The sequence below is a fragment of the Pseudomonas sp. HMSC065H01 genome (genome assembly GCF_001815235.1).
Taxonomy (GTDB): domain Bacteria; phylum Pseudomonadota; class Gammaproteobacteria; order Pseudomonadales; family Pseudomonadaceae; genus Pseudomonas; species Pseudomonas aeruginosa.
The window spans coordinates 19,177-30,521 of sequence record NZ_KV819855.1; the positions used below are offsets into that span (position 1 = coordinate 19,177).

General features: G+C 68.8%; 9 protein-coding genes. 2 read left to right on the top strand and 7 right to left on the bottom strand.

The features are described 5' to 3' along the window. Positions 1-2: 2 nt before the first annotated feature. Positions 3-1,844, top strand: a complete 1,842-nt coding sequence (gene kefB, locus HMPREF3014_RS05730) for a glutathione-regulated potassium-efflux system protein KefB (RefSeq protein WP_003112454.1) — start codon at positions 3-5, stop codon at positions 1,842-1,844. 166 nt (positions 1,845-2,010) lie between these two features. After that, entirely contained in the window at positions 2,011-3,510 is a 1,500-nt protein-coding gene (locus tag HMPREF3014_RS05735) for a flavin-containing monooxygenase (RefSeq protein ID WP_003082495.1), read from the top strand. 16 nt (positions 3,511-3,526) lie between these two features. Here the strand turns inward: HMPREF3014_RS05735 and HMPREF3014_RS05740 are convergent, their stop codons facing one another. From HMPREF3014_RS05740 to HMPREF3014_RS05770, 7 genes are all read right to left on the bottom strand, one after another. Further along, positions 3,527-4,462, bottom strand: coding sequence for a DedA family protein/thiosulfate sulfurtransferase GlpE (locus HMPREF3014_RS05740; protein ID WP_003112452.1), 936 nt, complete (start codon positions 4,460-4,462; stop codon positions 3,527-3,529). A 169-nt stretch (positions 4,463-4,631) separates the two neighbouring features. Then, entirely contained in the window at positions 4,632-5,330 is a 699-nt protein-coding gene (locus HMPREF3014_RS05745; protein WP_003086661.1) for a pirin family protein, read from the bottom strand. A gap of 117 nt (positions 5,331-5,447) precedes the next feature. Beyond that, on the bottom strand, positions 5,448-6,083 hold the full coding sequence (locus HMPREF3014_RS05750) for an alpha/beta fold hydrolase (protein WP_003082501.1): 636 nt from the start codon (positions 6,081-6,083) through the stop codon (positions 5,448-5,450). Continuing rightward, positions 6,080-7,309 (bottom strand): MDR family MFS transporter, encoded by a 1,230-nt coding sequence (locus HMPREF3014_RS05755; RefSeq protein ID WP_003082502.1) that lies wholly within the window; start codon positions 7,307-7,309, stop codon positions 6,080-6,082. The genes HMPREF3014_RS05750 and HMPREF3014_RS05755 overlap by 4 nt, the downstream gene beginning before the upstream one ends. Continuing rightward, on the bottom strand, positions 7,306-8,265 hold the full coding sequence (locus HMPREF3014_RS05760; protein ID WP_003082503.1) for a clavaminate synthase family protein: 960 nt from the start codon (positions 8,263-8,265) through the stop codon (positions 7,306-7,308). The genes HMPREF3014_RS05755 and HMPREF3014_RS05760 overlap by 4 nt, the downstream gene beginning before the upstream one ends. Continuing rightward, positions 8,262-9,860, bottom strand: a complete 1,599-nt coding sequence (locus HMPREF3014_RS05765) for an asparagine synthetase B family protein (RefSeq protein WP_003123124.1) — start codon at positions 9,858-9,860, stop codon at positions 8,262-8,264. The genes HMPREF3014_RS05760 and HMPREF3014_RS05765 overlap by 4 nt, the downstream gene beginning before the upstream one ends. Beyond that, complete coding sequence (locus HMPREF3014_RS05770; protein ID WP_003159809.1) at positions 9,860-11,338, bottom strand: ANL family adenylate-forming protein; 1,479 nt, start codon at positions 11,336-11,338, stop codon at positions 9,860-9,862. Before HMPREF3014_RS05770 ends, HMPREF3014_RS05765 begins: the two co-directional genes overlap by 1 nt. Positions 11,339-11,345 lie beyond the last annotated feature (7 nt).

Sequence of the window (11,345 nt, forward strand, 5' to 3'; positions counted from 1 at the left end):
GCGTGGAACACGGAAGCAGTTTTCTCCAGTCCGGCGTGGTCTTCCTGATCGCGGCGGTGTTCATGGTGCCGCTGGCCAAGCGCCTGCAACTGGGCGCGGTGCTCGGCTACCTGCTGGCCGGCGTGCTGATCGGTCCCAGCGTGCTGGGCCTGGTGGACAACCCGGAAAGCGTCGCGCAGATCTCCGAGATGGGCGTGGTATTGCTGCTGTTCATCATCGGCCTGGAGCTGTCGCCGCGGCGCCTGTGGGTGATGCGCAAGTCGGTGTTCGGCGTCGGCCTGCTGCAGGTGCTGCTGACCGGCCTGGTGATCGGCACCGTGGCCCTGGTCGGCTTCGACCAGCCGGTGAACAGCGCGGTGGTGCTCGGCCTGGGCCTGGCGCTGTCCTCCACCGCCTTCGGCCTGCAGATCCTCGCCGAGCGCAAGGAACTGACCCAGCCCCATGGCCGCCTGGCCTTCGCCATCCTGCTGTTCCAGGACATCGCGGCGATCCCGCTGATCGCCATGATCCCGCTGCTCAGCGGTGCGCACAGCGACGCCGGCGGCAGCGAACTGACCCAGACCCTCAAGGTGGTCGGCAGCATCGCCGCGGTGGTGGTCGGTGGCCGCTACCTGCTGCGCCCGGTGTTCCGCATCGTCGCCCAGACCAAGCTGCAGGACATGTCCACCGCCACCGCGCTGCTGGTGGTGATGGGCACCGCGCTGCTGATGGAGCTGGCCGGCGTGTCCATGGCCCTCGGTGCCTTCCTCGCCGGCCTGCTGCTGGCCGACTCGGAGTACCGCCACGAACTGGAGGCGCAGATCGAGCCGTTCAAGGGCCTGTTGCTCGGCCTGTTCTTCATCAGCGTGGGGATGAGCGCGGACATCAGCCTGCTGCTCAAGTCGCCGTGGATGGTGCTCGGCCTGACCGTGCTGCTGATCGCCCTGAAGGCGCCGGTGCTGTACTTCGTCGGACGCATTTCCGGCGGCCTCGACAAGGCCTCGGCGCTGCGCCTGGGCGTGGTCCTGGCGGCCGGCGGCGAGTTCGCCTTCGTCGTGTTCAAGATGGCCCGCGACCAGGGCCTGTTCCAGAACGACCTGCACAACCTGCTGGTGCTTTCCATCACCCTGTCGATGGCCCTGACCCCGTTGCTGGTACTCGGTCTCGCGCGCCTGCTGGCGAAGGAGCCGGAGGCGACGAAGCCGCCGCCGGAAATGGAACGCATCGACAACGACGACACCCCGCGCGTGGTGATCGCCGGGGTCGGCCGCATGGGCCAGATCGTCGCTCGCGTGCTGCGCGCCCAGCGCGTGCCGTTCATCGCCCTGGACACCTCGGTGGAGACCATCGAGCTGACCCGTACCCTCGGCGCGATCCCGATCTTCTACGGCGACCCGATGCGCCCGGAGATCCTTCGCGCGGCCCAGGTAGAGAAGGCCGAGTTCTTCGTCATCGCCACCGATGACCCGGAGACCAACATCGAGACGGCCAAGCGCGTGCGCAAGCTGTATCCGCACCTGAAGATCATCGCTCGCGCGCGTAACCGCCAGCACGTCCACCTGTTGCTCGACGCCGGGGTCGAGCCGGTGCGCGAGACCTTCTTCTCCAGCCTGGAGATGAGCCGCATGGTGCTCTGCGGCCTGGGTCTGAGCGAGGAACAGGCGGACGCGCGGATCCGTCGTTTCCGCCGGCACGACGAAGAGGTCCTGGCCTCCCAGCACCTGTTCTACAACGACCGCGACGCGCTGATCAAAAGCGCTCGCGAGGCGCGGGTCGAGCTGGAGACGCTGTTCCAGACCGACCAGTTGGAAGACCGTGGCGCGGTAGCGGCGGAGACCCCGGAGAAACCTTCCCGCGCCTCCTAGCGCCCGACCCATGCCGGTACGCCGGCATGGGTGATTCCCACGCCTGGGTCCATACTTTGCGGATATCGCAGTACGAAGGTTGGGATACCCGCGCGGCATCCCCTCTGTAGGGTGGAGGGCATCAGCCCAGCAGACGGCTGGACGCTTCCGCCGATCGAGGAACCTTATGCCTGTCGAACACCTGGACGTACTCATCGTCGGCGCCGGATTGTCCGGCGTCGGCGCCGCCTACCACCTGATGAAGCATTGCCCCGGCAAGAGCTTCGCCCTGCTCGAAGGGCGCGCGGCGATGGGCGGTACCTGGGACCTGTTCCGCTACCCCGGCATCCGTTCCGACTCGGACATGTTCACCCTCGGCTACAACTTCAAGCCATGGAGCGATCCCAAGGCCATCGCCGACGGTCCGTCGATCCGCCGCTACATCGAGGAGACCGCACGGGAGAACGGCATCGACCGGAAGATCCGCTACCGCCACCGGGTGCTCAGGGCCGACTGGGATTCCGCCAATGCGCGCTGGAACCTCGACGTGCAGCGCGGCGACGAGCCCGAGCCGCTGCGCATGACCGCGCAGTTCCTGCTGATGTGCACCGGCTACTACCGCTACGAGGCCGGCTATACCCCGGAATTCGTCGGTCGCGAGGATTTCGCCGGGCAGGTCGTCCATCCGCAGCTGTGGCCCGAGGACCTCGACTACAGCGGCAAGAAGGTGGTGGTGATCGGTAGCGGCGCGACCGCCGTAACCCTGGTGCCGTCGCTGACCGACAAGGCCGCCCACGTCACCATGCTGCAGCGCTCGCCATCCTACGTGATCACCCTGCCGCAGAAGGACGCGATCTCCAATTTCCTCCGCCGCTTCCTTCCGGAAACCTGGATCTACCGCCAGGCGCGGGCGCGCAACGTGGCCATGCAGATGGTCTTCTTCATGCTCGCCAGGACCTTCCCCGGCCTGGTCCGCAAGGCCCTGCTCAAGCTGGCCAGCCTGCAACTGGGCAAACGCTTCGACATGCGTCACTTCAGCCCGCGCTACAAGCCGTGGGACGAGCGGGTCTGCGCGGTGCCGGACGGCGACCTGTTCAAGGTGCTGCGCAAGGGCAAGGCGTCGGTGGTCACCGAGCACATCGACCGCTTCGTCGAGCGGGGCATTCGCCTGAAGACCGGCGAGGTGCTGGAGGCGGACATCATCGTCACCGCCACCGGCCTCGACCTGGTGATGTTCGGCGGCGCCGAGCTGGCGGTCGACGGCAAGCCGTTCCAGGTCAACCAGAGCATGGGCTATCGCGGCATCATGCTGCGCGACCTGCCGAACCTGGCGGCGGTGGTCGGCTATACCAACGCCAGTTGGACGCTCAAGGCGGACCTCTCCAGCGAATACTTCTGCCGCCTGATCAATCACATGGATGCCACCGGCATGCGCCAGGTGACCGCCCGCGACAGCACCGGCGACGTGCGCGAGGAGCCCTTCCTCAACCTCGACTCCGGCTACATCCAGCGCGCCGCCGAGCGCATGCCCAAGCAGGGCGACCGGATGCCCTGGAAGCTTTACCAGAACTACGTCCTCGACCTGGCGCTGCTGCGCTACGGCAAGGTCGAGGACGGCTACCTGGTGTTCTCCTCGCCGGCGCCGCAGCGGCAAGCCGGCGGCGCGGCGGTGCAGGCCCTGGGCTGAACCCGGTGGGCGTCGCTCAGGCGTTCGCCACGACCTGCCCGTAGGCCTTGCGCCAGGCGTCCAGGCCGCCGGCCAGCGCCCAGGTGCGGGTGAAGCCGGAGGCGTTGAGGCGCTGGGCGAGCATCGCGGCGGAAAGTTCGTGGGGACAGGCGCAATAGATGACGATGCTGGCGTCCCTGAGGTCGCCGGGGAGGTCCTTCAGCGACACGTTCAGCTCCACCGGGATGGCTCCCGGAATGCCGCTCGGCTCGTCTTCGTGATGGGCGCGGACATCGAGGATCACCGGCAATTGCCCCTGTTCGCGAAGGTTTTCCAGTTCCTCCACGCTGATTCGCGGAATCCGCCGGCTGCGCGACAGCAGGCGCTGGCGCTGCCAGAGCTTCCAGGCGATGAAGGCGGCGAAGGCGCCGGCGATCAGCAGCGCGCCGATGGCCGCGTAGTCGCTGAGCAGGGCCAGCAGGTGGTCTACCGCATCGCTGAAGATCACCCCCAGCAGCAGCGCGGAACCGGCCCAGAGTGCCGAGCCGGCGGCGTCGTAGGCGAGGAAGCGGCGCAGGTGGGTGCGGGTCATGCCGGCCAGGGTGGTGGACAACGCACTGGCGCCGGGCAGGAACTTCGACATCAGCAGCGCCCTCGGACCGACCCGCAGGTACATGTTCTGGCTCTGGCGGATGCAACTGTCCTGGGACAGCGAGACCTTGCAGATGCTGCGCAGGAGGAAGCCGCCGTAGCGGCGTCCGGCCAGGTACCAGGCGACGTCCGCCAGCAGGCAGGCGAGCACCACCACCAGCAGGACCACGCCCAGCGGCGCGCCGACGCCCTGCATGGCCAGCGCGCCGGCGACGATCAGCGCCGGGTAGGCGGGGATCGGCAGCCCGGCCTGCTCGCAGAGCACGTTGAGGAACAGCAGGAGCAGCCCGTGGTTCTCCAGCAGGGGTTGCAGTTCACGCATGGCGGAGCCTCTCGAATTCTTCTGCGGGTAGTGTGAGCGCGAAGCGTGAAGCTGGGAAGAACCCAGTCGGCAGGGCCGGAGGCGTTGCGGCGGATAACGCCGCTGCGTCGAGAGAGGCTGGGGCGCAACGAAAGCAGCCCCTCGCCCGTGGGGGCGAGGGGCTGTCGGGTCAGGCCACTTCCACCAGCAGCACTTCGCTGTCTTCCAGGGCGGTGACCTTCAGGGTCGGTTCGTCGCGTACCGCCAGGCCATCGCGGGCCTCGGCGCGCACGCCGTTGACCTCGATGCTGCCGGTGGCCGGCACCAGGTAGGCGCGGCGACCGTTTTCCAGGGCGTACTCGGCGCTCTGGCCGGCCTTCAGGGTCACCGCGGCGACCTCGGCGTCGGCGCGGATGTGCAGCGCTTCGCTGTCCTGCTCGTCGCCGCTGGCGAGAGTGACGAAACGACCGTCGCGCTCGGCCTTCGGGAACGGTTTGGAGCCCCAGCGCGGTTGGTCGCCGCGGCGGTCCGGGATGATCCAGATCTGGAAGATCCGGGTGGTCTCGGCTTCCAGGTTGTACTCCGAATGGACGATGCCGGTACCGGCGCTCATCACCTGCACGTCACCGGCCTCGGTGCGGCCCTTGTTGCCCAGGCTGTCCTGGTGGGTGATCGCGCCTTCGCGGACATAGGTAATGATCTCCATGTCGCGGTGCGGGTGCGGCGGGAAGCCGCTGCCGGCGGCGATCTCGTCATCGTTCCAGACCCGCAGGCGGCCCCAGTCCTCGCGCTCCGGGTCATAGTAGTCGGCGAAGGAAAAATGATGACGCGCGTTCAGCCAGCCGTGGTTGGCATGGCCCAGACGGTCGAAGGGACGACGTTCGATCATGATCGGATCTCCATTGGGCCCGTCGCCGCTCGTTTGCGCGAGGGTGCGGGCGGTTGATGGGGTCATCATCCGTCAGATCATTGCGATAAAAAAGCGCGTATTTTCGGCTTTATCTATCTAATTATTAGATTCGATCAGGGCGCGAAGGAAGCGCGGGTCCGCCAGTGCGGCGAGGTGCCCGCCCGGGTATTCCCGCACTCGCGCGTCCAGGCGGTGGGCGAAGGTACGTTGCAGCGGCGGCGGGCTGAGCCGGTCGGCGGCCGCCACAACGTAGGTGACCGGGCAGGCTGGACGAACCTGCCGCGGCGAGTCGATCAGCAATTGCGCGGGTTCGCTGGCGCTGGTCGGCACCTCGGCGCCGAGCAGTTCGAGGAAGCCGGCGCGGTCTTCCAGGCGGACCCGCCCTCCGAGCGGGTCGAGGCGGCATAGCCCGAGGAGATTGTCCTGGCCGCTGTCCTGGTAGCTTTCCAGCGCGCCGCCGCCCTCGCTGACCAGCGCGCTGAACAGGTACAGGTGCGCGGCGCGCTCGCCCAGGCGGGCCGCCAGGCATTGCGCCAGGTAGCCGCCGAAGCTGTGGCCGCAGAGTATCACCCGCTCCTCGCCGGCCAGCGTGGCGGCGGCCTGGTCCAGCCAATGCGCCAGGTCGCATCCGGGCGCGTCGCGCAGATGGTCGCAGCTTCGCCAGCCGGCGCCTTCCACGGACCAGGCGGAGCGGCGCAGGAAAAATCCCGAGACCAGCAGCGCGCCGCTCATCCGCCGGCCCGCTCGGCCTGGCGCAGGCCGACCGCGCCGACCTGCAGCAGCATGATCACCCCGCACAGCGCGGCCAGGCCGAGGTACAGCGCCTGGCTGCCGGCATGGTCGAGCATGATCCCGCCGTACAGCGGTGCCAGCGCGGTGCCGAGGCTGTAGAGATTGGCCGCGCCGAAATAGCTGCCGCGCAAGTCGTCGGGGGTCAGTTGGTCGACCTCCACGCTGAAGGTCGGGAACACGATCAGTTCGCCGAGGCTGAGTACCACCGTGGCCAGCGCCAGGCCGGCGAACAGGGTCACCGGGGTCCAGGCGAAGCCTAGCTGGGCCAGGAGCATGAGCAGCATGCCGAGCATCAGGCGGCCGCCGGTGCCGGTGTTTTCCAGCAGGCGGAGGAGGGGAAACTGGGCGACCACTATGGTCAGCGCGTTGATGGTCACCAGCAGGGCGATGCTGTTGACCACGTCGGGCAGACCGCTGCGGGTGAGGTACTGCACGAGGGTCGAATCGAAGGTGGCGTAGATCAGCGCGGCCAGCATGTTGCACAGCAACAGCAGGGTGAAGGCGCGATGCCGGGCCATGCTCAGGCAGGCTTCGAGGAACCCCGTCGAGGATCGCGGGGCAAGGCTGCGCCGCTTAAGTTCGAGGTGGTGCAGCAGGCGCCAGAGCAGCAGGCCGTAGCAGAAGTAGACCAGCGCGGTGACCAGGAAGGTGCCGGCCTGGGCGGCGACGCCGAGAGTCAGGCCGATCAGCGGGCCGAGGGCGGCGCCGAGGTTGATCAGGAAGTACCGGCAGTAGAGCGCCAGTTCCCGCGAGCGGCGATCCTCGACGCGGTCGCCGATCAGCGCCTTGCAACTGGATTCGAGCAGGGCGCAGCCGATGCTCACCCCGGAGATCGCCAGTCCGTAGGACAGCGGCTGGCCGCTGAAGCCCAGCAACACGAAGGAAAGCCCGCTGAGGCTGGTGCCGAAGAAGATCAGGCGCTTGCGCCCGAAACGGTCCGACAGCCAGCCGGTGTAGATGCCGCTGAGCGCGCCGCAGACGGTCGCCAGCGCCAGCAGCAGGCCGATGGCGCTGGCGGACAGCCGGAACTCGCGCCACAGCAGCAATGCCAGGAACGGCCAGACCATGAAGTAGGCGCCGCGGGTCAGCAGCGTACCGACGAGCATCACGTGGATTTCCGTCGGCAGGGCGCGGAAGCGTTGCACGCTGAAGGTGTTGTCGCTCACGGGCGGGGCTCCTGGGCGAGGGGACGGATGCCGCCGCGCAGGCTGCCGGCGGCTACCTGGTGGAACAGCGGCAGGAAGCTTTCCGGCAGTTCGCGGGTGAATTCGCTGCTCAGCCAGCAGCGCAGCAGGCAGCGGCGCTGCCGCTCGTCGTCGCTGAACTCGGTGCGCGCGTGCAGGGTGGTGTGGTTGTTCACCAGCACCAGCATGCCCTTGCTGAAGTCCAGTTCGGCATAGCCGTCGGCGCGTTCGATCGCCTCGTCCAGGCCGTCGAGCATGCTTCGCACCTGCGGGGCGAGGCTTAGCCCGTGGCGCGTCACCGATTCGTTGAACTTGCGGATATAGCGCAAGACGAAGGTCCGCGGGGTTTCCGTGAGCAGCGGCACCAGCGCGTAGTCGGCGTCGCCTTCGTCGCGCAGGTCGTGGGGGATCGGCTGGCCGAGCAGGGGCAGCCAGGCCGGATTGGCGGCTTCCAGGGTGGCGAGGACGTCGGCCGAGGAACGGATGCGGAAGGCGCCGCCCCGGCGTGCCGGCGACCAGCAGGCGAGCACCGTGAGGTCGGCGCGATCGGAGTGGAAGGCCAGTTCCTGGCTGGTCAGGTGGCCGCGCTGCGGCGCGTCGCGGGCGTCGCGCAGGCCGAGGTCGCGCACTTCCTTGAGGTACTCGCCGTTGCGGTTGATCGCCACGGTGCGTCCCAGCCATTGGCAGAATGCGCGGAACACCCGCTGGAATTCGTCCTCGGCGAGTCCGCGCAGCAGCGCGGAATCGTGCAGCAGCACGCCGCTTCCATGCTCCAGTTCGTGATGCAGGCGCTGGCGCAGGAGAGCCTCCGCGCTATCCGCGGGACGCCGCTCCAGCAGGCGCGCGAACAGCGTTTCCAGGCCGGCGGCGAAAGCGGCCGAAGCGCAGAACACCGCGTTGCCCCGCCAGGGCGCGGGGCGACGATGGATGGTTGTCATAGCGAGGCTCCGTATTCCTGCTGCCAGAGCGACAGGGTGGTGAGGGTGAACAACTGGTCGCCGGGCAGCGCCGCGACGCTCGGTGCATCCAGGCCTTCCAGGCCGAGGTCGTGGAGCGCCGGCAGGCGTTCGGCGAGGTGCCGGCGCATTTCCCCGAGGGCCTGCGGCCAACGTTCGAACGGCAGGCGGAAATGCCGTTTCGGCTGCGCCTGCCAGCGTTTCTCGCGCTGCTCCAGGAGCGCCACCAGCGGTGCCTTGGCGGTGTCGCCGACGATCCGCTGGAGGCGCCCGGCGCGCTGCGCCAGGGCGCCATGCAGGTAGGGGGTGCGCGCTTCGATGGTGCGCGACATCAGCAGATGGTCGGCGCGGCGCAGCAGCGGCTCCAGCGAGTAGTGCAGGTCGAACTGGCCGATCGCCGCCTCGAGGCCCTGGCCGAGGGCCTCGTGGGCGAGTTCCTCGATCCGCTCGGCGACCCGTCGGCCCGCCGGTTCCGCCAGCAGCGCGGCCTTGCGCCGGTACTCGCCGAACCAGGCGGCGGCGAAGCGCCGCGGTTCCGGTGCGTCGCGCCGGCGCCAGAGTTCGAGATGGCGCGGGTAGCCCCAGAACAGTTCGTCGGCGCCTTCGCCGAGAAGCACGCAGTGATAGCCCTGCTCGCCGATACCGTCGGCCAGGCGCTGGTACATCAGCAGGCTGGACATCCGTGTCGCCCCGCCGAAGTTGCCGACCGCGCGACGCAGCAGCGGCATGAAGGCTTCCTGGCGCAGCTCGAAGCGTTGCAGCCGAGGGTGTGGCAGCAGGCTTTCCTCGTCGCCTTCCAGGCACAGGTGAAAGCGTTGCAACTGCGGGTCCAGGTAGCTGCCGAGCAGGTTGGAATCGACCCCGCCGCTGACCAGCAGGGCGCAGGGGCGGAAGGTCTGGCGGCAGCGTTCGAGGGTTTCGCCGAGCTGCTCGTCGAGGCTGTCCACCTCGCTGGCCGGGGCGGTGGCCAGCCGCTGGCGCTGGCAGAGGCGCGGACGCTCCTGGGAGAGATCGAAGCGCAACACCTCGCCGGGCAGCAGCAGACGGACCTGCTGGAACAGGGTCTGGCCTTCCAGCGGCACGCCGGCGGCGACCACCTGGGCGATCGCCTCGGCGTCGGCGCGGGCGCCGCCGAGCAGGTGCAGCAGCGCCCGCGGCTCGGAGGCGAAGGCCAGCAGGCCGCGCTCGGGCTGGTAGCTGTAGTACAGCGGCTTGATGCCGAACTCGTCGCGCAGCAGGGTCAATTGCCGGGTCTGCGGGTCCCAGCTGGCGAGGGCGTACATGCCGTCCGGCAGTACCCCGCGCTGCAAGCCGTCGAGCAGCAGGCGGATCTCGCCATGGATTTCGCAGCCGGCCTGGTAGACCTCGCCGTTGTAGGCGACCCGCCGCTGGCCCTCCTGCGGCGGCAGCGGTACCGCCGCGGCGCCGGACATCGGCAGGCGGGTCATGCCGATGGCGCCGTTCGGCAGGGCCGCGATGCCCTCGCCGAACGGGCCGCGATGGGCCAGCAGGCGTAGCGCTCCGGCGAAGCGCGAGACACTGAAACCGGTGCCGACGTAACCGAGGATGCCGCACATCACGAGGCTTCCCGTTGCAGCAGGGCGGCGAGCGCACGGCGGTCGTGCTTGCCGGCGCCGTTCAGCGGCAGGGCCTGGTGCGACAGCACCACGCGCTGTGGCGCGCGGAGGGTGCCGAGCTGCTGCTGGAGCCAGGGCAGGAAGGCGAACTCGACCTGCGGCGCGGTGTGGATCACGGCGACATAGTCTTCGCCATAGAGCGGGCAGTCGACCTTCAGGCAGCAGACGTCGATCACCTCGTCCAGGCCGTTGAGCGCCCTTTCGCATTCATTCAGGTGGAACAGGTTGCCGCCCTTGTTGATGGTGCCGTCGCAACGGCCGAGGACGTGCACGCAGCGGTCCTCGTCGAAGTAGGCGAGGTCCTGGGTGTTCAGCCAGCCGTCCTCGAGCACCTGGGCGGTCAGGTCGGGGCGGTTGACGTAGCCGGAGAACAGGCTCGGCGTGCGCACCCACAGGCGCCCGCGTTCGCCGCTGCCCTCCAGCGGGCGGCCGTCGGGGTCGGTCAGCTTGAGTTCCAGGCCGACGGCAGGTCCCACCGAGTTGTCGAACGCATCGCCGCGACGCTTGCCGAAGAGGAAGGCGAAGCCGCACTCGCTGAGGCCGTAGATGTTCGCCAGCGCCGCGTAGTCGCGCTGGAAGGCCGCCTGCAGGTCGGCGTCCAGGCGCGCCGAGCCGGCGACGCAGAGCAGGCGCTGCAACGGCAAGCGGCGCGGCGGCGGGGAGCCTTCCTTGACCATGTGGTTGACCACCGGCGGCACCAGGTAGAGGAAACTGATGCCGAAGCGTTCCACGCATTCCCAGAAGCCTTCGCTGTCGGCCCAGCAGTGCAGCGGCAGGAGCACCGCGCTGCCGCCGTACAGCAGCGGGAAGAGGAAATTGATGCCGAGGATGCCCAGGCCGCTGATCCGGTAGAAGCAACCGGAGCGCGTGTGCTCGCCGATGCCCAGGCAGTCGCGGCCGATGCGGTAGGCATGGAGCATGGCCTGCTGGCTGAGTTCGATGCCTTTCGGCTGGCCGGTGGTGCCCGAGGTGAACAGGATCATGTGGCTGTGCGCGGCGCGGTCGAGCCGGCGCGTCGCGCTGCGCTCGAAGTCCAGCGCCAGGCGCAGCCCGGCCAGCGCGCCCTCGAGCGGATGTTCGCTGGCCAGCGCGTCCAGGCGCATCTCGTCGACGATGGCCTGCTTCGCGGCCTCCCCCCACTCGGGATCGATCAGCACCAGATGCTTGCCCGCGCGCATGACCGCATAGATCAGGCAGAGGTTGCGGTAGCTGTTGTCGAGCAGCACGCCGACACTGCGGCAGGCATGCGCGGCGATCTGCTCGGCGAGGGCATCGACCTGGCGGTCGGCGTCGCCCCAGGTGTATTCCAGCGGTCGCTCCGGCTCGCGGGCGTCGATCAGGAACGGCCGCCGCGGGTCGGCGCTGCCGAGATGGCGGAGGGTGCTGTCGAGCGATACGGGTACGGGGAGGCTGCTCATGCCGGCT

What these genes read in the sequence shown, in the direction of transcription:
- HMPREF3014_RS05735 (WP_003082495.1), top strand. Translation starts at nt 2,011, where the DNA reads ATGCCTGTCGAACACCTGGACGTACTCATCGTCGGCGCCGGATTGTCC.
- HMPREF3014_RS05740 (WP_003112452.1), bottom strand. Translation starts at nt 4,462, where the DNA reads ATGCGTGAACTGCAACCCCTGCTGGAGAACCACGGGCTGCTCCTGCTG.
- HMPREF3014_RS05745 (WP_003086661.1), bottom strand. Translation starts at nt 5,330, where the DNA reads ATGATCGAACGTCGTCCCTTCGACCGTCTGGGCCATGCCAACCACGGC.
- HMPREF3014_RS05750 (WP_003082501.1), bottom strand. Translation starts at nt 6,083, where the DNA reads ATGAGCGGCGCGCTGCTGGTCTCGGGATTTTTCCTGCGCCGCTCCGCC.
- HMPREF3014_RS05760 (WP_003082503.1), bottom strand. Translation starts at nt 8,265, where the DNA reads ATGACAACCATCCATCGTCGCCCCGCGCCCTGGCGGGGCAACGCGGTG.
- HMPREF3014_RS05765 (WP_003123124.1), bottom strand. Translation starts at nt 9,860, where the DNA reads ATGTGCGGCATCCTCGGTTACGTCGGCACCGGTTTCAGTGTCTCGCGC.
- HMPREF3014_RS05770 (WP_003159809.1), bottom strand. Translation starts at nt 11,338, where the DNA reads ATGAGCAGCCTCCCCGTACCCGTATCGCTCGACAGCACCCTCCGCCAT.